This window comes from Maritimibacter sp. HL-12, from assembly GCF_900177545.1.
In the GTDB taxonomy this organism is placed as follows: Bacteria; Pseudomonadota; Alphaproteobacteria; order Rhodobacterales; family Rhodobacteraceae; genus Sinisalibacter.
Map to the genome: position 1 here is coordinate 1,244,890 of NZ_FXBQ01000001.1, position 20,393 is coordinate 1,265,282.

Below are 20,393 nucleotides of genomic sequence, written 5' to 3' on the forward strand. Positions count from 1 at the left end.
CACCATCGCTACTCCGTCACCCGCACCCTGCCGGCCTCGCCCACCGCCCGATAGGCCGGGCGATACATGTCTTCGACCGAGGCCGCCGGATGATGAAACACCCCCGGCGTGACCGCGCGCACCACGTAGGCCAGCCGGATCGGCTTGTCCGACGACCAGTTCACCGCCGCGAGGAAACGATCCTGTCGGAACTCGGTGGTCTCGGTATCGGCGGTCACCTGCATCCAGTCGAGCGCCTTGATGTCGCCGGCGCGGAGCAGGTTGGGATTGTCGATCTCGAAACCGGCGGGCAGCGGGTCGGTGATCATCAGCCGCCCCTCGGAATAGTCCCAGGGTGTCACCGTGATCAGGGCAACGAGCCGCGTGCCATGCGCCACCTCGCCGGGGTCGGCGGGTTCGCCCTCCATGGTGAAATATCGCCGCTCGATGGCATAGCCATTGCCCTCCGGCGGCGGGGCCACGTCGGGCACGCCGATGATCGTGGTGGTGAGCAGGGTTTCAACGCTGCCCTCGTTGACGATTTCCCGGTCGCCCGCGAGATCACCATGGCCGAGGATACGCACCAGCGGGCCGTCGAGCGCCGCGCCGTCAAGGGTCAGCCCCGCGCCGGGATCTTCGTCGAGCAGCGCGTTCGCGGCAAGCAGCGACCACGCCGCTTCCTGCGTCGATTGCCGTCCGGCGTCACCGCCCAGACGGCCGAGCAAGGCGTCGCGGTCGATCACCTCGCTGCCCGCCTCGACGCCCAGCGCCAGCACCGCCGCAGCATCGCGCCGGGTGGTGCCGTAATCGGCGCGCCAGACCTGCCCTTCGTCCGATACCGTTTCGATCTGGCGCATGGCACGGGCAAACAGGCCATCGGCCCGGCCCTGATCGCCGTAGGCCGCCAAGGCCGCCCCGATCTGCGCCGAGGCAAGCGGCGAGGCGAAGGCCTCGGCCTTGGTATCGGCGTAATAGCGCAAGTCGCCCATTGCCGCCGCGCCCTCGCGGGCGAGCACGTAGAGCGCATAGGCCAGATCCTGCCCGCCTTCCTCGAAATCGGGATAGTAGTTCACCCGGTTGCGCAGGTTGTCCATCGCGGCGCGGAAGGCGCTGTCGGGCACCGCGTAACCCTGCGCACGGGCGCGCGCGAGGAAGTCGGAAGCATAGGCATCGAGCCAGAGATCGCCCGATCCCGGCCGCCAGACCCCGAAGCTGCCCGACGACGACTGGTTCGCGAGAACCGCGGTGATTGCATCCTGCACCCGGTCCGGCAGATCGTCGCGATCCGCAAGCCCCATCGCCTCGGCGATCCCGTCCATGTAGAGCAGCGGCAGCGCGCGCGAGGCCTGTTGCTCGGTGCAGCCGTAGGGATAGGCATCGAGCTTGTCGAGCAGCCCGGCGGCATCGACCCGCGCGAGCGGCCCGGCGGTGATCGTGGCCCGCGCGGTGCCTTCGTCGAGCCCTGCGAGCATGTCGCGTGTCACCGAGAAGCGCTGCCCCGGTGCGAGGCTGAGACGGGTGGTCCGCGCGACTTCAGGGTCGAGCCGTTCCACCGGCAGGTTCAGGCTCTTGGTCAGCCGCGTGCCATCGGGGATTTCAAGCACGAGGTCGATCCGGTGAACGCCAACCCCCGGCGCGGTGACCGGCACCGAGAGCCGCGCGGTCTCGCCCTCGCCGAGCGTCACGTCACGGGCGAAATCACCGCCCGCAATGGCCACGCTGTCGGAGGCGGCGCTGAGCCGCATCTCGCCCGCCGGGCCCTTGGCATGGGTCAGTTCCAGCAGCATCCGCGCCTCGTCGCCGGGCGCCATGAAGCGCGGCAGCGAGGCGGTCAGCACCACCGGGTCGCGCACCAGAACGTCGGCCTCGGCATTGCCCACGCCGGTCTTCGACCAGACCACGGCCATCAGCTTCACCGACCCGTTGAACGCGGGCAGGTCGATGCGTGCCACCGCCTTGCCGTCGATCACCTCGACCGGGCCGGAGAACTGCGCCATCAACTCCTCGGTGGGCGGCGGGGCCTCCATCCGCATCTGCGCCATGGCATCACCGCCTGAACGGATCGCGCCCATCGCGCCGGATCGTCCGTCGATCAGCCGCCCGTAGAGATCGCGCACGGCCATGCCGAGGCGGCGCTGGCCGAAATAGTGATCGGAGGGGTCGGGGGCCTCGAAGGAGGTGAGGTTGAGGATACCCTCGTCCACCGCCGCGATGGTCGCCCATGCGGTCTCGCCTTCGGCAACGCCATCGACATCCAGCACCACCTCCAGCGGCCCGCGCGGCGCGGCCTCGGCGGGCACATCGAAGCTGGCGGCGAGCCGGTGATCGCCCGGGTCGATGCTGGCATGGGTCAGCCCAAGCGCCCGCGTGGGCTCACGCCCCTCGGCCGCGTCGAGCGGGCGGATCATCGTTGCCATAACGTAAACCCCTGCGCCCCAGTCGTCCGTTACCGGAAGGGTCACGGTGTTCTCCCCCGCCACCGCATCGACCGCGACCATGTCGATCAGCCGGTTCGAGACCACGGTCACGAGCGCCTTGCCTGCCGCGCGGGGCACGAAGCGCAGCGTGGCGGTATCGCCCGCCGCATAAGACGGCGCATCGAGCGAGACATCGAGCATGTCGGGCGTGGTGGTCGCATCGGCGGGCGCATACCAGCCGGCATTGAACGCGACGCTGGAGGCGACGTAATCGCCACCCTTCTCGGAAACCACAAGCTCGTAGCGCCCCCAGTCGGTCGGGGCAGAAACCCGCAGCGGCTCGTCCCCGAGCCTTGCCTCGCCGGAAGCCACCCGGGTGCGGGTGGTGGTCGGTTCCCAGTTCCAGTTGCCATGCATCGAATACCATTGATAACGGGTTTCGACACGATTGAGCTCCCAGCTCACGTCCATCTCGCGCAAGCTCAGATCAGGAGCGAGCGCGACCAGATCGAAGCCCGCCTCCGCGCCTTCCGGCACGGTGCCGTCGAAATCCGGGCGGATGCCGATCAGAGGTTCGGCCGGGGCGACCGGCACCGACAGGCTGCGTTCGACCGGACGGCCGGAGCCTTCCTTCACCCGGATGTTGAACTCCGCCACCAGCGGGGCACCCCGGCTTTCCGCCTCGGGGAAGCCCACGGCAAACTCCACCTGGCCCGCGGCATCGGTGCGGACTTCGGGGATCATGCCCCATTGCGGGCCAAAAAGGTCTTCATGCGGGCCGAAGAGATACCCTTGCCAGCCCTCGACCTCGCGGCTCACCCGGAGCCGCAGATCGCCCTCGATGGCAAGGTCCGCCGCCGGCGCGCCGAACAGGTAGCGCGCCTCAAGGCTCAGGCGCGGCCGCTCGGTGACGCGCGGCCGGTCGCTGGAAAGCGCAAGATCGAAGTCGATCCGCTCGGGCAGGAAATCCTCGACCAGCAGGGTCGTCGAGGCCAGCGGGGGTGCATCCGGATCGGCGAACAGATCGAGCCGCCAGGTGCCGCGCGGCGCATTGCCCGCGAGCGGCATGGCAAAGACATGGCCGCCGGCACCAGCCCCGTCTGAGCGGTGCCGGGAATACTCCACCCCGTCGGGCCGCGACAGCACCGCGATCAGCGGCAGGCCCTCGATCGCCTCGGCCTTGCCATCACGGGCAAGCGCGGTGGCGTGGACGGTCTCCCCGGCGCGATAGGCGCCCCGGTCGGAGGCAAGGAACGCGTCGATCGGCGGCGCGGCGGGGTGGCCTTCCACCCCCCGGTCCGACAGGTCGAAAGCCGGGCCGGTGAGCGACAGGAAGGCGATATCCTCGCCCTTGGTCAGCGTCAGCATGGCAGGCTCGGCAGCGCCCCGCCCGGTGGTCATCCCCTCGGGAAAGCGCGCATAGCCCGCCGCATCGGTCACCGCCTCGCCCAGCACCGCGTTGGCGCGCGAGGTGAGTTGCACGCTGGCACCCTCGATCGGATCGGCACTTCCCAGCGCTCGGGCGAAAACGTGCAAGCCGTCGGTGCCCATCATCGTGGTCAGCCCGATATCCGAGATCACGAACCATTGCGTGGCGGGCGGGCTCGTGTCCTGGGTCTCGCCCGGCACTTCGGCGTGCAGCACGTAGATCCCCGGCGGCTGACCGGTGAGCGCCTCGCCGATCGGCAGCCGCGTGGTGACATCGCGGTTGAGCTCGCGCGCCACGTCGGCGGTGCCTTCCCAGATCGGCTCGGCAAGGGTTTCATTGAACCACGACACGTCCCATGTGCTGAGGGCACGGCCGAACCAGTCTTCGGCATGGGCGCGCACGAGGTTGCGGTCAGGCAGGCGCGACAGCGTGAGGTCTACCTCGGAGGCATTCACCGAGACGATCGGCAAGCCCGCATCCGGGGTGGCGGGCAGAACATAGGCCCGGCCCGGGAAGCGAACCGAGGGCGTGCGGTCGCGCACGTAGTGGTTCAGTTGCACCGGCTTGGCCAGTTCCTCGCCAGAGGCCGCAGGCAGGCCCGCACGCAGGGTCATCGCGTAGCGGTTGCCGTGGCTCACCCCCTCGACGCAAAGCTGGCTGCCGCGCGCGGTGACGGCAAGGCCGGAGACATCGGATTGCACGAAGGGCGCATAATCCACCCCGGTTTCGACCAGGGATTCGGAGAACTGAGCGCAGATACGCGGGCTCGCGGCGTCGCTCTCGACGCTCGAATCGGTCACCCGGAAGCCGTACAGGCCCACCGCGCGGTCGATCGCCGCCGCGGTGTCGTCTCGCGGGCTTGCTGCCTGCGCCAGCCGCAGCGCCGGGATCATCTGCCGCCCGCGCCCGAGGTTTTCGAGCGCCGTGGCCATCTCGGTCAGCGCATTGGCCTCAACGGCCGGGGAGGCGGCGCGCAGGTAGCCCGACACCGCAGCTTCAAGCGCGGTCTGGTAGAGCTTGTTGCGCTCTGACTGGTCCGACGTGGCAAAGCCAACGGCATTGGCAAGGCGGGCGTAGTCGGCCCAGTCCTGCCCGGCGTCGGTCAACACCGTGGCCGCGGCGGTATAGCGCATCGCTGCGACGATATTGGCATCGGCCTCGGCCTCGCGCGCCCAGTCCATGAGCTCGCCAGCCGCCCAGCCGCCCGAAAGAAACTCGCGCGGCAGGGCGCGGGCGCGGGCCTGCGCCTGGACGAGATCGCTTTCATAGAGAAACCCGAGCCGCTCGGCGCGTGTTTCGGCACCGGCAACGACGGCAGGTGGCACGGTGACAACCTCGGCCGAAAAGGCACCGCTGTAGCCCTCGCGCTGACCTGCGCGATCTTTCAGAAAACAGGCCTGCGAGCGGGTGTTGTAGGTGAAGGCACCGCAATCTTCGCGCGCGAGGCAGGCCGATTCGCAGACCTCCAGGGTGGTATCGAAGATCGACTGGATGTCGCCGCCGGGAAAATCCGTGTCGCGGTGCAGAATCACCCGCTTTTCGGGCACTGGGCCCGCGGCGAAGGCAACACTGGAAAAACTGAAGATAAATGCAAAGAAAATCAAAATGAGTCGCATCGGGTCCTCCCTCGCGCGCAATCCCATGCTGGCACTTCGCAGCCCGTCGCGCAACTTTCGTTGGCGGGTTTCAATGCACGTTAAGCCCCTGTTCACCTTGATTGGCGATGCTTTGCCCATGGGCACGATGCCCGTGACGGATGGAGAGGGCGATGAAGGCGGAAAACCTGTTTACCGAGGAGCGCCGCGCGCGGCTGGCGGCGGAGCGCTTGCTGGCTCAGAAAGAGGCCGAACTGCACCAGGCCAACCGGATGCTCTCGCGCCACGCGATCTCGCTCACCGAAAACCTCGTGGAAACCCGCGAGGAGGTCGAGGTGGTGCGCGGAGACCTCGCCCGCGCGCATACCGAGGTCGATATCGCCAAGCGTCGGCTATGGAATTCGATCCAGTCGATCGAGGACGGCTTCGCGGTGTTCGATGCCGACAATCGGATGATCGTGGCGAACTCGGCCTATCTCCAACCCTTCGACGGGCTCGAATGCATCCGCCCCGGCGCGCATTACCAGGAAGTCATCGAGGCCGCGCTTGCGGAGGGCGTGGTTGATACCGAGGGCAAGCACCCCGGCCAGTGGCGCGAGGAAATGCTGGCGCGCTGGTTTTCGCCCGCCCCCGAACCGCGCGTGATCCGGCTCTGGGACGGCACCTGGATCCGCCTTGTCGACCAGCGCGCACCGGGGGGCGATACCGTCTGCCTTGGCCTCAACATCACCGAGGCGATGCAGCGCGAAGCCGCGCTGGAAGTGGCACGCAACCATGCCGAGGCGGCCAACCGCGCCAAGTCGGCCTTCCTCGCCAACATGAGCCACGAGATCCGCACCCCGATGAACGGCGTCGTCGGCATGGCCGACCTGCTCGCCGAGAGCGGGCTCGACGACGACCAGCGCATCTATGTCGAAACCATCCGTTCCTCGGGCACCGCGCTGCTGTCGATCATCAACGACGTGCTGGATTATTCCAAGATCGAGGCCGAGAAACTGACCCTGCGTCCCGAGCCCTTCGACCTCGAACGCACCGTTCTCGACGTGATCCAGCTTATGGACCCGTCGATCCGCGAAAAGGGCCTCAAGATCATGCTCGACTACGACATGTTCCTGCCCACCCGGTTCGAGGGCGACCCGGTGCGCATCCGGCAGGTGCTGACCAACCTCGTCGGCAATGCGGTGAAATTCACCAAGGCGGGCCACGTCCTGGTGCGGGTTATCGGCGTGCCCGAGGGGGCCCGGCGGGCCTCGCGTATCCACATCGTGGTGGAGGACACCGGGATCGGCATCCCGGCCAACATGCTCGATCACGTCTTCGGGGAGTTCAACCAGGTGGAGGACGAGCGCAACCGCGCCTTCGAGGGCACCGGGCTCGGGCTCGCGATCACCCGCCAGCTTGTCGGCCTGATGGGCGGCAAGGTCTGGGTCGAGAGCGAGGAAGGCGTCGGCTCGGCCTTCGGCGTGCAGCTTTCGCTGCCGGTACTCGATAGCGCTGACTTGCCGAAGCCACCTGGCTGGATCTCAGGGGTGCTTCTGGTGATGCAGGACGATCTTCACCGCGCGATTCTCGAAAAGCGCCTGGCCGCGCTCGGTCTCTCCGTGCGCTGCACCGCGACCGCCGCAGGCGCGACCAGCGAAAGCCTGGCGGATATCGACGTGATCATCGCCGATCACCGCCTTCCCGATATGGGCGCCGCCGCCTTCCTCGCGGTGTTGCGCGCTGAAGGTGTACGGGCACCGCTGGTTCTTGCTGCCAGCCCCGGCGAGGGGCGCACGCCGGAAAGCGGGGTGGCGGCGGTTCTCACCAAGCCGATCGCCCGGACCGAGTTGACCACCGTTCTGGCCGCCCTCGAGGCCCCGCTGCCCCCCCCAGGCATCGATCCTGAGCCCGATGCCGGTGCCGCGCCGATGTTCGGAACCTGCCGCGCCGTGCCGCCTGCCCGGGCTGAAGCGCAGACCCCGGTTTTCGGCTCGTCTCGCCCTGCGCACGCCCCGACCCCGGCAACCGGGACGACAAACCATCCTCCCGCCGATGCCAACGGTCCGGAGGCGCGCGCAATGCGCGTTCTCGCCGCCGAAGACAACAAGACCAACCAGTTGGTGTTTTCCAAACTCGTCAAGGCCTGCGATATCGAACTTACCTTCGCCAATGACGGTGCCGAGGCCGTGGCCGCGTTCGAGACCGTGCGGCCCGACCTCATCTTCATGGATATCTCGATGCCCGGGATGGATGGCAAACAGGCCACCCGCCGGATCCGCGCGATCGAGGCCGAGCGCGGCCTCGACCCGGTGCGCATCGTGGCGTTGACCGCACACGCCATGGCCGGCGACGCCGAGGAAATCCTCGCGCACGGTCTCGACGAACACCTCACCAAGCCGCTCAGGAAACCCGCGATCCTCGCCGAGATCGCCGCCGCCTGCCCCGACGGGGCGCGCCCGCCTCTGCCGGAAGCCATCCCGGAAAACGGCGTCAGCCCGCGTTGAGAAACACCAGCCGGTTGCCCGCGCTCATCTCCGGGCGGTAGCGGTAGCAGCCTGTATCGAAATCCTTGAGCGCCTCGGGGTCCTGCAACCGGTTCTGGATGATGAACCGCGCCATCGCCCCGCGCGCCTTCTTGGCGAAGAAGGAATTGATCCGCGGGCCCTCGGGATGATCCTCCAGAAACACCGGGGAGATCACCCTGAGCCGCAGCGCGGGCCGGTCGGCGGCGGTGAAATACTCGACGGAGGCGCAGTTGACGAGCACATCGGTGCCCGCCTCGGCGGCATCGGCGTTGAGTTGTTCGGCGATCCGGTCGCCCCAGAAGTCATAGAGGTTGCGCCCGCGCGGATTGGCCAGCCGCGAGCCCATTTCCAGCCGGTGCGGCTGGATCACGTCGCACGGGCGCAACAGCCCGTATAGCCCCGAGAGGATGCGGAAGTGCCGCTGGGCATAGGCGACTTCCTCGGCGTCGAGCGAGGCGGCTTCAAGCCCGCTGTAAGTATCGCCCGCGAAAATCTCGATCGCCTGTTTCTCGCCAAGCCCCGAGCCGAAGGCCGCGAACCTGTCGACATTGAGCGACGCGAGCTTCGGCGAGATGTGCATCAGCGATTCCAGCGCGCCGGCATCGAGGCCCCGCGCCGTGTCGGCAAGCCGCGCCGCCTCGTCTAGAAAGCGCGGCGTGGTGCCGCCTTCGGCGCGCGGCGCGGTTTCGTTCAGGCGTTTGGCAGGGGAGACGACGATCAGCATGGGAGCCTTCAGAAGTTGGTGAACTCGGCCACCTCGGCGGCGGTGAAAAGATCGCTTTCCGGCGCACCGTCGAGATGTTTTGCAAGAAAGGTATGCAGCCCTGAACGGATATCGCCCTCGGTCAGGCCGACATAATCGGGATCGGCGGCCCGGGCGTGCAGGTGCTTGGCAAAATAGAGCGCGGCGTAGCCGCTGGTATCGCTCTCGGGCGTGTCGCATTCGCGCCCGAGAAACGAGACCCGCGCCAGCAGCTCGCCGCCATCGACATTGTCCGCAGCATGGGCCGCGAGCGCCGAGGCTTCCTCGGCCGGGTAGAGCCCGCAGCCGATCCGCTCGATCCGGCCGGGTGTATAGAGGTCCGCATGCACGCCAAACACCAGGAAATCCGCCGACAAGGCAAACATGAGGTCCCAGTAGGCATTGCGCTCGTCGATCGTGCCCCATTCAAAAGCCGCACCGTCCGGTCCGACCAGCGTAACCGGCGCAAAGCTCTTGCTGCCCATGCCCTTGGCACCGTCAACCGCGCGCAGTGCGTTGGCATGCGAGCCGAACCGCATCGCATCTGGCGGCTCCCGGGTCAGCCCTGCCACGGTGAACAGTTCCAGAAGCTGGGCAAAAACGACGCGGTTGCGCCCGCAGCCTTGCAGAACTTCCGTCACCGCCTGCCCGGCATCCGCAGGCGTTACCTCCGCTGCGCGCGCCTTCCCGGTGATCTCGAAAAGCTGCTGGTGCACATCTGTCGGGCAGCCGAAATCCTGAGCCGCGCCGGGCAAGGCCGGAACGATCAGGGGCAGGGCAAGGAGGAATCGGCGCATCATGGGAGCCTCGGGTGGCGGTGTCATGAAGCTAGGCATCGCGCGGCCCTGCCTCAAGCGTCCGACAGGATTTCGAGGAAGGCCGCACCGAACCGCTCCAGCTTCGGCTCCGACATGCCCGCCAAGCGGGCCAGCGCCTCGCGCGAGCCGGGCCGGCGTTCCGCGATCTGACGCAAACTTGCCGGGCTGAGCGAGAGCGGCTTTGCGGTGCCATCCTCGCCCCGGGCAAGCGCACGCGCCGCGGCTTCCAGCCGGTCATAGAGCGCACCCGAGTCGCGCCCGGCAAGACGGCGACGGCTGGGGTGCATCTCAGGCGCATCTCCCGCGATCACTTCGAGGAAGGCGCGGCCATAGGTTTCGAGCTTCTTCGCGCCAACACCCGAAACGCCGGCCATCTCGTCGAGCGATCTCGGCCGGGTTTCGGCCATCTCGATCAGCGTCCTGTCGGTGAACACGACATAGGCCGGCACCCGCGCCGCCTCGGCCAGCGCCCGGCGCTTGGCCTTCAGCGCCGACAACAGCGGCGCATCCTCCTCCGCCACCAGCGCCCGCACCACCGGGCGGCTCTTGCGCGCCTGCCGGATCGCGTCGCGCCTCAACGTCACCTGTTCCTCGCCGCGCAGGACCGGGTGGGCCTTCTCCGTGACCCTCAGCGCGCCGTGTCGGGCCGGGTCGGGGCGGACCAGGTCGAGCCCCATCATCTGGCGAAACACCGCCTGCCATTCGCGCCGCGACATGTCCTGCCCCACGCCCCAGGTCGGCAGGTTGATGTGGCCGCGCGCGCGGGTCTTGTCGGTCTCGTTGCCGGTGAGAATGTCGATCAGGTGGCCCGCGCCAAACCATTCCTCGGTGCGCAGTGCCGCCGAGAGCGCCTTCATCACCGGCACGGTGCCGTCGAAGGTGTCCGGCGGGGTATCGCAGGTGTCGCAATTGCCGCAAGGCTCCGCCGCCTCGCCGAAATAGGCCAGCAGCGTCTGCCTGCGGCACCCCGGTGCCTCGGCCAGACCCAGAAGCGCGTTCAGCCGGGCATGGTCGGCGGCGCGGCGCTCCTCCGGCGCCAGCCCCTCGTCGATCTGCGCGCGGCGCAGGCGGATATCGTCGGGGCCGAACAGGGTGAGCGTTTCGGCAGGCGCACCATCGCGCCCGGCGCGGCCGATCTCCTGGTAGTAGGCCTCGATCGACTTCGGCAGATCGGCCTGCGCCACCCAGCGGATGTCGGGCTTGTCGACCCCCATGCCGAAGGCCACCGTCGCCACCACGATCAACCCGTCTTCTTGCTGGAACCGGCGCTCGACCTCGCGCCGCGCCTCGGCCTCCATGCCACCGTGATAGGCCGCCGCGGCGTGCCCTTCCTCGCAGAGCGCCTGCGCCAGAGCTTCGGTCTTGGCCCGGGTCGCGGTGTAGACGATGCCGGGCTGGCCGCGCCGGGCGGCGGCAAATCCGAGGATCTGGGCGCGCGGGCTGTCCTTCGCGGCGAAGGCAAGGTGGATGTTCGGCCGGTCGAAGCCACGCAGAAATTCGCGCGGGCGCGCGCCGTCGAACAGCTTGGCGACGATCTCGGTGCGGGTCTCCGCATCGGCGGTGGCGGTGAAGGCGGCGAGTGGCACATCGAGCGCTCGGCGCAGATCGCCGATCCGCAGGTAATCGGGCCGAAAGTCGTGGCCCCACTGGCTGACGCAATGGGCCTCGTCCACCGCGATCAGCGTCACGCCCGCGCGCCGCAAGAGGTTCAGCGTGCCCCCCGAGGCGAGCCGTTCCGGTGCCATGTAGAGCAGCTTCAGCCGTCCCTCTGAAAGCGCGGCGAACACCGCGTCGGTCTCTTCCTCGGTGTTGCCGGAGGTGAGCGCCCCGGCCTCCACGCCCACGGCCCTCAAAGCGCGCACCTGGTCGCGCATCAGCGCGATCAGAGGCGAGATCACCACGGTGACGCCCTCGCGCAGCACCGCCGGCAACTGGAAACAGAGCGATTTGCCGCCCCCGGTGGGCATGATCGCGAGCGTGTTCTCGCCTGCCGTCACCGCCTCGACGATCTCCGCCTGTCCGGGGCGGAAGGCATCGAACCCGAAAACGGATTTCAGAAGGTCAAGGTCGCGGGGCATGGGCAGGCTGCTCGGTTATTGGGCGGCACAATCCCATGCCGCCCGCGCCGGGGCAACCTCGATCACACGAAGGCGTAATAGTAATTCGCCGTCAACTGCCGCAGGAAGAACAGGATCAGCAGCACCACCAGCGGCGCAAGGTCGATCCCGCCCAGATCGGGCAAGAAGCGGCGGATCGGGCGATACATCGGCTCCACCAGCCGGTTCAGACCATACCAGATCTGGCTCACCAGCGGTTGGCGCAGGTTCAGCACCTGGAAATTCACCAGCCACGACAGGATGATATGAGCGATCACGACGAACCAGACCACGCCGAGCACCGCGACGAACAACTGGAAGATGGTGGCGAGGAGTGGAGACATCTGGCGGCACCCTTGTTTGCTTCGCCTCCCAACTAGGGGCAAGACCGGGCCAGTGCAAGACTGACGCGCCGTTGTGGTTGACCATGTCGCGCGCGCCGGGCACGAGAGGGAAAAAGGAGGCCCGCCCGATGTATCCCTTCGTGCGCATGATGAAAGAGCTCGTGGTGCACAGCCGCGCCGAGAGCCTGCCGCTCGACGGCACCCACGTCAGCCATCACATCTGCTGGCCATGGGATCTCGACCTCTGGCGGGAACTCAACAACGGCCGCACCCTCACCCTGTTCGACCTCGGACGCATCCCGCTCGGGCGGCGCACCGGGCTGGAGTCCGAGTTGCGCGGCAGGGGCTGGGGGCTGACGGTCGCGGGCGTGTCGGTGCGCTACCGCCGCCGCATCCGGGTGTTCGACCGGGTCGAAATGCGCTCGCGCGCGGTGGGCCACGATGCCCGCTTCCTCTACATCGAGCAAAGCATGTGGAAACGTGGCGAGGCCACCACCCACGCGCTCCTGCGGATCGCCGTAACCGGCCCGGACGGGATCGTATCGCCGTCGCAGGTTGTCGCGGCCCTCGGCCACGATCCCGCGCCGGGAGATTTGCCCGACTGGGTGCATGCCTGGATCGAGGCCGATGCCCGGCGCCCCTGGCCGCCCGAGATGTAGCTTGCCCAATCGCCCTATTTGGGGTCTGTTTCCGGCAAACGGAGAGGGGCAGGCATGGCGGCGATATCGCTCAGGAAACGGGTCTGGGGCTGGTGGTGGTTCGACTGGGCGAGCCAGCCCTACAACACCCTGCTCATCACCTTCATCTTCGCACCTTACGTCAAGGAACTGATCGGCGACGGGGCGCAGGCGCAATCGGCATGGGGCTTCGGCATCGGCGCGGCCGGCTTCATCATCGCCCTGCTCGCGCCCATCCTCGGCGCGATGGCCGATATCTCGGGCAACCGGATGCGCTGGATCTGGGGCTTCTCGGCGATGTATGTCGCCGGGGCCTTCGGGCTGTGGTGGGCCGCGCCGGGCGATTTCAACCTGCTGCTCGTGCTCGTCTTCTTCGCGATCGGCATGATCGGCATGGAATTCGCCACGATCTTCACCAACTCGATGCTGCCAGATCTCGGCACCCGGGAGGAGATCGGCCGGATCTCGGGCAACGGCTGGGCCTTCGGCTACCTCGGCGGGCTGGTCTCGCTCGTCATCATGCTGGCGCTCTTCGCGGAAGGCGCGGAAACGGGGAAAACCTTCATCGGTATCGACCCGATCCTCGGGCTCGACGCCATCCAGCGCGAGGGCACCCGCGCGGTCGGGCCGCTCACCGCGCTCTGGTATGCCGTTTTCATGATCCCGTTCTTTCTCTGGGTGCGCGACCCCAAGCCCACCGCCCCGCCGCGCGGCGCGCTCAAGCGCGCGCTCGTCGATGTCGGGCAGACGCTGCGCGGATTGCCGCGCAACCGCTCCCTGTTTGCCTACCTCGCAAGTTCGATGTTCTACCGCGATGGGCTGAACGGGATGTATGTCTTCGGCGGCATCTATGCTGCCGGTGTGCTGGAATGGTCGGTGATCGACACCGGCGTGTTCGGCATCATCGCCATCATCACCGGCGCGCTCTTTGCCATGTTGGGCGGGCGCGCCGACCAGGCATTCGGGCCGAAGCCGGTGATCACGATCTCGATCCTCGTGCTCACCGGCGTCGCGATCACCATCGTCTTCATCTCGCGTGACGCAATCTTCGGCATCGCCCTGCCCGAAGGCTCGACCCTGCCCGACGTGATGTTCTACGTCATCGGTGCCCTGATCGGTGCGGCGGGTGGCACGATCCAGGCCGCCAGCCGCACGATGATGGTGCGCCAGGCCAACCCGGCGCGGATGACCGAAGCCTTCGGCCTCTACGCTCTCGCCGGAAAGGCCACCTCGTTCATCGCGCCGCTGTCCATCGGCGTGGTCACCTCGATCAGTGGCAGCCAGCAAATCGGCGTAACCCCGTTGATCGCGCTGTTCCTGCTCGGGCTGGTTCTGCTATTCTGGGTCAAACCCGATGGCGAAAAGGTCTGACAGATGCGCTTGTCCCTTCTTCCGTCCCTTGCACTCGCCCTCGGGCTGACCGCCTGCGGCAGTGGCGGCGATACCACCACGAGCACCCTGCCCCGCGCCACCGCTGCGGGCATCGTGTTCTCAACCTCGAACGAGCCCGCCAAGCTGCTTTTCGGGCCCGTCGAGGCACCCTCGCGGCAGGCACCCGAAGCCTTCGGCGGCTACTCCAGAGGCTGCCTCGCCGGGGCGGCGCAACTGGCCGAAACCGGGCCGACATGGCAGGCCATGCGGCTCAGCCGCAACCGCAACTGGGGCCACCCCGAGCTGATCTCCTACGTCCAGCGTCTCGCCGCCAAGGCCGCGGCCCAACCGGGATGGGCCGGGCTCTATGTCGGCGACATGAGCCAGCCGCGCGGCGGGCCGATGTCGTCGGGCCATGCCAGCCACCAGATCGGACTTGATGTCGATATCTGGATGCTGCCGCCCAAGCGGCTCGATCTCAGCCCGGCCGAGCGCGAAAGCCTGTCATCGATCTCGATGCAGCGCACGGGCGGGGCTTTCGTCAATGCCGACTGGACACCGAGCCACCACGAGGTGATCAAGGCCGCCGCCTCCGATCCGGCGGTCGACCGGATATTCGTGTTCGCCGGGGCCAAGGTGCAGATGTGCAAGGATGAAACCGGCGACCGCGCCTGGCTGCGCAAGATCCGCCCCTGGTATGGCCACCACTACCATTTCCACGTGCGCCTTGCCTGCCCGAAGGGCGACAAGGCCTGCACGAACCAGGCCCCGCCGCCCCCGGGCGACGGCTGCGCGGACGCCGAACAATGGGTGGCGAACATCCTCGACCCGCCGCCGCCCGACCCCGATGCCAAGCCGGTACCGCCCCGCCCGCCGCTCACGCTGGCCGACCTGCCCGGCCAGTGCACCTCGGTTCTGAAGGCGCAATAGGCTCAAGGCCCGCAGGATAACGGCGGGAATGTCTTGACGGCGTACCCGCCGAGGCGTAGGTGCCGCGCGTTCCCGTGACGGGAGCCAAGTCTCCGCAACCTTGTCAAAACGGATACATCATGGTTCGCATCCTTCCCGGCATCATCGCCATGGCCACCGTCGTGGTGGCCTCCAACGTCCTCGTCCAGTTCCTGTTCGGCAACTGGCTCACCTGGGGCGCCTTCACCTACCCGATCGCCTTTCTCGTCACCGACGTGATGAATCGCGTCTACGGCCCCGGACCGGCGCGCAAGGTGGTGTTCGCGGGCTTCGTCGTCGGGGTGCTGTGCTCGCTCGTCGGCAGCCAGATCATGCTGGAGGGCGACGGCTACAGCTATGCCGCGGTGCCGCTTCGGGTTGCGGTCGCCTCGGGCGTGGCCTTCCTCACCGCGCAGCTTCTGGACGTGGGAATCTTCAACCTGTTACGGCAACGCCAGTGGTGGCTGCCACCGCTTGCGTCCACGCTGGTGGGCTCGGCGGTCGATACCGCACTGTTCTTCAGCATCGCCTTCGCCGCGTCGGTCACGCTCTTCGGTGCAGACGCCGATGCCGCGATCAACTGGGCCTGGGAGGAACTTCCCTTCCTCGGTGTCGGCGCTGTGGTGCCGCTCTGGGTCAGCCTCGCTTTCGCCGATTGGCTGGTGAAATTGTCGCTCGCTCTGCTGGCACTTGTGCCTTTCCGGCTGCTTGTTACGAAACTTTCACCAGATGCAGCGTGATTTTTGTTGACCCACACAAAATCTGTGGCAGGCTTTCCTTATCGCAACATTCAGAAAGGAGGTGTCCATGTCTAGAGAACAAATGGAGCGAGGTGCCGGGACAAAGTAGTCGCGCCATGTCGGGGCAGCCCCCGGCACGGTATGCGGGCTGATCTGGCGCAAGCCTAACCGGCCCCACCTCCAGACTTCTCGAAGGGCCACCCGCGCGGTGGCCCTTTTCGATTGCGCGCGCCCCAGATAGGTTCGCGGCCATGATCCGCATCAACGACGATATCGTGATCCACGACTGGGAGCTTTCGGAAAGCTTCACCCGGTCGTCCGGCCCCGGCGGGCAGAACGTCAACAAGGTGTCGACGGCGGTGGAACTCCGCTTCGAGGCCGCCCGCAGCCCCGCGCTCACCCCCGCCCAGAAGGCCCGGCTGAAGCGCCTCGCGGGCCGCAAATGGACGAGCGAGGGCGCGCTCCTGATCCGGGTGGAAGACACCCGCAGCCAGGCCCGGAACCGCGAGATCGCGGAAGACCGGCTGGCCGAAATGATCCGCGCCGCGCTGGTGGCACCCAAGCGGCGCGTGCCGACCAAGCCCACGCTGGGCAGCAAGAGGCGCCGGATCGAGGCGAAAAAGCAGCGCGGCGAGGTGAAGGCGATGCGGGGGAAGATTTCCGATGAATGACCTGATGAGCCGCCGCGAGCACGTTCTCGGCCCCCGCATGACGACCTTCTACCGCGAGCCGGTGGAGATCGTGCGCGGCGAAGGGGTCTGGCTTTGGGATGCGGCGGGGCGGCGGTATCTCGATGCCTACAACAATGTGCCGCATGTGGGCCATGGGCATCCCCGGGTTGTCGAGGCCATCGCCAACCAGCTCGCCACGCTCAACACCCACAGCCGCTATCTGCACGAGGGGATCGTGGTGTATGGCGAGCGGCTGACGGCGACGCTGGGGCGTGGGCTGGACGTACTCACCATGGTCTGCACCGGCTCGGAGGCCAATGACATCGCGCTCAGGATGGCCTGGGCCGCCACCGGCAAGACCGGGCTGATCGGCACCGATGCGACCTATCACGGCAACACCCACCTGGTGAGCCAGTTCTCGGCCGGTCGCACCCCGATCGGCGGGCGGGTTGACTGGGTAAGCCGCGTGCCCGCGCCCGATTCCCTGCGTCCGCTCGGGGGCAGCGCCGGAGGGCAGGCGGAGGCCTTCGCGGGCGAAGTGGCGCGCGCAATCGAGGAATTGGAGGCGGCGGGGCATGGTTTCGCCGCGCTGATCCTCGATCCGTTCTTCGCCAACGAGGGCTTTCCCGATCTGGCTCAGGGGTTCCTCGCGCCGGTGCAAGCGGTGGTGCGCGCGGCGGGCGGGCTGATCATCGCCGACGAGGTGCAGCCGGGGTTCGGCCGGACCGGCGGGCATTTCTGGGGCCACGCGCGGATCGGGCTGGTGCCCGACATCGTGACCATGGGCAAGCCGATGGGCAATGGCTACCCGGTGGCGGGGGTGGTGACCGCGCCGGAGATCGTCGAGGCCTTCCGCCGCGATTTCGGCTATTTCAACACCTTCGCGGGCACGCCCGTCGCCGCTGCTGCTGCATCCGCCGTGCTCGACGCGATCGCGGACGAGGGCTTGCAGACCAATGCCGCCGAGGTGGGGGCGCACCTTCTGGCGGGCCTGCGCGCGCTCGATCATCCGCGCATCGCCGATGTCCGCGGCGCGGGGCTGTTCGTGGGCGTTGAGTTCACCGAGCCGGGCGGGCTGGAGCCTGCCCCTGAGTTCACCGCCGAAGCGGTGGAGCGGATGCGGGAACGCGGCGTGCTGATGAACCGGATCGGTCGTGGCGGAAATATCCTCAAGATCCGCCCGCCGATGGTGTTTTCGCGCGAGAACGCCGAGCTACTGGTTTCGACGCTCGGGGCGGTTCTGGAGGGGATGGATTGAGCGAGATCGACGAGGCGCTTGCGCTGTTCGGCGGGCGCGCGGCCCGGCTGGTGAGCGAACGGGAGAACGCGGTGTATGAGGCCGATCTGCCCGGGGGCCGGGCGGCGGTTCGGCTGCACCGGCCCGGCTACCAGACGGAAGCGGCGATCCACTCGGAACTCGACTGGATGCGCGCGCTGACATCTGCCGGGGTGGCGGTGCCGGAGCCATTGGCCGGGCCGGTGGTGCTTTCCACCGGGCGGGTGGCCACGGCGGTGGCCTGGGTGGCGGGGGCACCGCTGGGCGAAGGCGGCACGCCGCTCGGGGGCGACCTTGCCACCCAGACGGCGCGGTTTCGCGCCGTGGGCCGGGCGGTCGCCGATCTGCACAACGCTTCCGACGGGCTCCGCCTTGGCGCGGGCTTCACCCGCCACGCCTGGGATGCCGAGGGGCTGCTCGGCGAGGCCCCGCTCTGGGGGCGGTTCTGGGAAAGCCCGGCGCTGAATGCAGAGGAGCGCGCGCTGGTGGATGCCGCCCGCGACAGGGCGCGGGGGATGCTCGAAGCTTTCGCCGCGCGCGGGGGCGACTATGGCCTGATCCATGCCGACGTTCTGCGCGAGAACGTGCTTTTCCACGGGGACAAGGCGATGTTGATCGACTTCGACGATGCCGGCTGGGGCTTCCGGCTCTACGATCTCGCCACCTTCATGACCCAGAACGAAGATGAACCCGACGCCGAAGCCCTGCGCGATGCCGCCCTGCAAGGCTACCGCGAACTGCGCGAACTTGCACCGGCGGACGCCGCACGCCTGCCGCTGTTCGTGCTCCTGCGCCGCTTCGCCTCGATGGGCTGGATCGTGCCCCGCGCCGATGCGCGCGACCCGAGGGTGCGCGGCTACGCGGCGAAGGCGGTGGCGGCGGCGCGGGGTTTCATGGCGCGCGGTTAGCCGGGAAACCAGGGGTCGGCTTCCTCGAGAAAGCGCTCGTGATCGGGCTCGGGAAACATCGGGTCGGGTTCGAGGATTTCGTCGGGGTCATAATCGGGATCTTCCATGCACATCTCGGGATAGAAGCCGATCCGGCCGGTCATGTAGTGCCGGAACGCCACCACGCTGATCGCCTCCCAGGCCTCGGCACAGAACATCGCCTGCGCGCCCGGCATGGCGTCGAACACGTGATGCAGCTCGCAGGTGGCGGCGAATTGCTCCAGCCGCGGGCCGGTTACCCCCGCCTCGCGGTAGGCCTCGACGAGGGCATGGCAGCACTCGGAGTAGAAACCGCAGTCGAAGGCGGGGGCCTGCGTGGGGGTCAGGGCGAGACTGAGGGCTGCGGCGAGGGTAACGGATAGACGGGACATGGCGGCCTCCCTTGCGGGAAGGATAGCGCGGGAGGGGTGGGGGTGTCGATTGGGCGCGGGGTCGCGGGGTGTGAACACGTATTGATTGAATGCCCCTAGCTGCTAAGGTGGCACTACATGTTGTGTGAGATGCCATGACTGCCGAAATCGCCATTTTGAACAAGACCGCAGTCGCGTTGGCATCCGATAGTGCCGTAACGATCTCTTCCGGTAATCAAACGCTGAAGATCTTTGAATCTGCAGACAAGCTGTTCGAGCTTTCCAACAAGCAACCACTTGGCGTAATGGTCTACAATGGCATGCAGTTCATGGGCGTGCCAGTCGAAGCCGTCGTCAAGAGCTTCCGGGCGAAGTGTCAGGAGTTCCAGACAGTTCGTGCTGCTGCCAACGCTTTTCTGAAGTATCTTTATCACTACGTCGATGGCGCGCCCCCCGACGAGATCAAGGGGAGCATATCAGGAGTTGTGGTTCCAATTGCCCATGAAATTAATGATGCCATGGAGAAGGCGCTACTTGATCTGATCAGAACGGACGGCGTGCCCGGAAGCGCGGACGACTTCCAGGAGGCGCAACGCAAAAAATTCAATGAAGTCTTGTCTAGCTATCGAAGTCGCGTCGCAGATTTGGGGCCTGCTTCATTCTTGCAGCGCGATGATCGGAAACAACAGAAGCGAACCTACGAGCAGTTGATAGACGAAATCGTCCGTGAGTCCGTGGGGCCCATCGCTCATGCATACGCAGGTGAGATAGCGGAAATTTGCAAAAACGTGCTGAATTCAAGCTACATCTCAAGCAGCAAAACTGGCATCGTCTTCGCTGGTTTCGGTGAGGATGAAATCTTCCCTACACTCATTTCTTACGAAGTCGATAGTGTCTTCGAAGCCAAGATCCGGGCCTTTCAAACAGACGAATGTGATATTGATCGCAACGGCAAGAAAGCCTTTGTGAGGCCTTTCGCGCAAAAGGAAATGGTGGATCGGTTTCTTCATGGCCTCGATGAGCGTTTGCAACAAGACATAACAAGATTCTCCAGAGAGGCCGTCCAAAAAATCTCTGACGGTATCATTGATGCGCTCGACCTAAAAGATGACGACCGCGGCGGACTGAATGACCTAGCACGAAGGGCGGAAAAAAAGTTCATTCAGCAACTGCAGAAGGACGCCTTCACGAGTTTTCAAGAAAGATCGCGTAGAGAAATCGAAAGCATGATAGAATTCATGCCAAAGCCTGAACTCGCGAAGATGGCCGAGGCGCTGATTGACCTGACTTCAATCAAACGCAAGGTGACACAGGGCATGGAAACCGTCGGCGGCCCTGTAGATGTAGCAGTCATCTCGAAGCATGATGGTTTTGTATGGGTGAAACGCAAGCACTACTTTCCGAAAGACTTGAACTCGCGGTACTTTGAGCGCAACAACTTGCCCAACGAACCGCACGAAACGCAGGAAGAAGACTAGGGAGACGG

At 66.8% G+C, this 20,393-nt stretch carries 15 protein-coding genes; 9 read left to right on the plus strand and 6 right to left on the minus strand.

All coding sequences use genetic code 11. The features are described 5' to 3' along the window. Nucleotides 1-8: 8 nt before the first annotated feature. Nucleotides 9-5,441: an alpha-2-macroglobulin family protein gene (locus B9Y97_RS06245; RefSeq protein ID WP_085525934.1), complete on the minus strand. Its 5,433-nt coding sequence runs from the start codon at nt 5,439-5,441 to the stop codon at nt 9-11. Between the two features lie 152 nt (nt 5,442-5,593). On the opposite strand from B9Y97_RS06245, the gene B9Y97_RS06250 reads away from it, so the two are divergent. Beyond that, entirely contained in the window at nt 5,594-7,906 is a 2,313-nt protein-coding gene (locus B9Y97_RS06250; protein WP_085528134.1) for an ATP-binding protein, read from the plus strand. Here the strand turns inward: B9Y97_RS06250 and yaaA are convergent. The 4 genes from yaaA to B9Y97_RS06270 form a co-directional block, all read right to left on the minus strand. Further along, nucleotides 7,893-8,651: a peroxide stress protein YaaA gene (gene yaaA, locus B9Y97_RS06255; protein ID WP_085525935.1), complete on the minus strand. Its 759-nt coding sequence runs from the start codon at nt 8,649-8,651 to the stop codon at nt 7,893-7,895. The two genes, B9Y97_RS06250 and yaaA, sit on opposite strands and share 14 nt — an antisense overlap. Nucleotides 8,652-8,659: 8 nt before the next feature. Further along, a complete protein-coding gene (locus B9Y97_RS06260) occupies nt 8,660-9,469 on the minus strand; it encodes a hypothetical protein (RefSeq protein ID WP_085525936.1) in 810 nt (269 codons plus the stop codon). A 50-nt stretch (nt 9,470-9,519) separates the two neighbouring features. Continuing rightward, nucleotides 9,520-11,565 (minus strand): DNA helicase RecQ, encoded by a 2,046-nt coding sequence (gene recQ / locus B9Y97_RS06265; RefSeq protein ID WP_085525937.1) that lies wholly within the window; start codon nt 11,563-11,565, stop codon nt 9,520-9,522. A gap of 62 nt (nt 11,566-11,627) precedes the next feature. Beyond that, nucleotides 11,628-11,927, minus strand: a complete 300-nt coding sequence (locus tag B9Y97_RS06270) for a YggT family protein (protein ID WP_085525938.1) — start codon at nt 11,925-11,927, stop codon at nt 11,628-11,630. Nucleotides 11,928-12,055: 128 nt separating this feature from the next. Here B9Y97_RS06270 and B9Y97_RS06275 point away from each other — a divergent pair, with 128 nt between their 5' ends. The 7 genes from B9Y97_RS06275 to B9Y97_RS06305 all read left to right on the plus strand — a co-directional run bounded on the left by B9Y97_RS06275 (nt 12,056) and on the right by B9Y97_RS06305 (nt 18,518). Beyond that, entirely contained in the window at nt 12,056-12,586 is a 531-nt protein-coding gene (locus B9Y97_RS06275) for an acyl-CoA thioesterase (protein WP_085525939.1), read from the plus strand. A gap of 54 nt (nt 12,587-12,640) precedes the next feature. Next, a complete protein-coding gene (locus B9Y97_RS06280) occupies nt 12,641-13,975 on the plus strand; it encodes an MFS transporter (protein WP_085525940.1) in 1,335 nt (444 codons plus the stop codon). 3 nt (nt 13,976-13,978) lie between these two features. After that, nucleotides 13,979-14,905, plus strand: a complete 927-nt coding sequence (gene mepA / locus B9Y97_RS06285; protein ID WP_085525941.1) for a penicillin-insensitive murein endopeptidase — start codon at nt 13,979-13,981, stop codon at nt 14,903-14,905. Nucleotides 14,906-15,024: 119 nt separating this feature from the next. Beyond that, complete coding sequence (locus tag B9Y97_RS06290; RefSeq protein WP_085525942.1) at nt 15,025-15,663, plus strand: queuosine precursor transporter; 639 nt, start codon at nt 15,025-15,027, stop codon at nt 15,661-15,663. Nucleotides 15,664-15,914: 251 nt separating this feature from the next. Next, nucleotides 15,915-16,334: an alternative ribosome rescue aminoacyl-tRNA hydrolase ArfB gene (arfB, locus tag B9Y97_RS06295; protein ID WP_085525943.1), complete on the plus strand. Its 420-nt coding sequence runs from the start codon at nt 15,915-15,917 to the stop codon at nt 16,332-16,334. Continuing rightward, nucleotides 16,327-17,592, plus strand: coding sequence for an aspartate aminotransferase family protein (locus B9Y97_RS06300; protein WP_085525944.1), 1,266 nt, complete (start codon nt 16,327-16,329; stop codon nt 17,590-17,592). Before arfB ends, B9Y97_RS06300 begins: the two co-directional genes overlap by 8 nt. Then, the gene (locus B9Y97_RS06305) at nt 17,589-18,518 is read left to right on the plus strand and encodes a phosphotransferase enzyme family protein (protein WP_085525945.1); all 930 of its coding nucleotides are present in this window, start codon (nt 17,589-17,591) and stop codon (nt 18,516-18,518) included. The genes B9Y97_RS06300 and B9Y97_RS06305 overlap by 4 nt, the downstream gene beginning before the upstream one ends. On the opposite strand, the gene B9Y97_RS06310 is transcribed toward B9Y97_RS06305, so the two are convergent. Next, complete coding sequence (locus B9Y97_RS06310) at nt 18,515-18,928, minus strand: hypothetical protein (RefSeq protein ID WP_085525946.1); 414 nt, start codon at nt 18,926-18,928, stop codon at nt 18,515-18,517. The two genes, B9Y97_RS06305 and B9Y97_RS06310, sit on opposite strands and share 4 nt — an antisense overlap. A gap of 134 nt (nt 18,929-19,062) precedes the next feature. On the opposite strand from B9Y97_RS06310, the gene B9Y97_RS06315 reads away from it, so the two are divergent. Next, nucleotides 19,063-20,385, plus strand: a complete 1,323-nt coding sequence (locus B9Y97_RS06315) for a hypothetical protein (RefSeq protein WP_085525947.1) — start codon at nt 19,063-19,065, stop codon at nt 20,383-20,385. Nucleotides 20,386-20,393 lie beyond the last annotated feature (8 nt).

Coding starts and splice junctions, on each gene's coding strand:
- arfB (WP_085525943.1), top strand. CDS start 15,915: ATGATCCGCATCAACGACGATATCGTGATCCACGACTGGGAGCTTTCG.
- B9Y97_RS06310 (WP_085525946.1), bottom strand. CDS start 18,928: ATGTCCCGTCTATCCGTTACCCTCGCCGCAGCCCTCAGTCTCGCCCTG.
- B9Y97_RS06315 (WP_085525947.1), top strand. CDS start 19,063: ATGACTGCCGAAATCGCCATTTTGAACAAGACCGCAGTCGCGTTGGCA.
- yaaA (WP_085525935.1), bottom strand. CDS start 8,651: ATGCTGATCGTCGTCTCCCCTGCCAAACGCCTGAACGAAACCGCGCCG.
- mepA (WP_085525941.1), top strand. CDS start 13,979: ATGCGCTTGTCCCTTCTTCCGTCCCTTGCACTCGCCCTCGGGCTGACC.
- B9Y97_RS06250 (WP_085528134.1), top strand. CDS start 5,594: ATGAAGGCGGAAAACCTGTTTACCGAGGAGCGCCGCGCGCGGCTGGCG.
- B9Y97_RS06280 (WP_085525940.1), top strand. CDS start 12,641: ATGGCGGCGATATCGCTCAGGAAACGGGTCTGGGGCTGGTGGTGGTTC.
- recQ (WP_085525937.1), bottom strand. CDS start 11,565: ATGCCCCGCGACCTTGACCTTCTGAAATCCGTTTTCGGGTTCGATGCC.
- B9Y97_RS06275 (WP_085525939.1), top strand. CDS start 12,056: ATGTATCCCTTCGTGCGCATGATGAAAGAGCTCGTGGTGCACAGCCGC.
- B9Y97_RS06260 (WP_085525936.1), bottom strand. CDS start 9,469: ATGATGCGCCGATTCCTCCTTGCCCTGCCCCTGATCGTTCCGGCCTTG.
- B9Y97_RS06300 (WP_085525944.1), top strand. CDS start 16,327: ATGAATGACCTGATGAGCCGCCGCGAGCACGTTCTCGGCCCCCGCATG.
- B9Y97_RS06245 (WP_085525934.1), bottom strand. CDS start 5,441: ATGCGACTCATTTTGATTTTCTTTGCATTTATCTTCAGTTTTTCCAGT.
- B9Y97_RS06270 (WP_085525938.1), bottom strand. CDS start 11,927: ATGTCTCCACTCCTCGCCACCATCTTCCAGTTGTTCGTCGCGGTGCTC.
- B9Y97_RS06290 (WP_085525942.1), top strand. CDS start 15,025: ATGGTTCGCATCCTTCCCGGCATCATCGCCATGGCCACCGTCGTGGTG.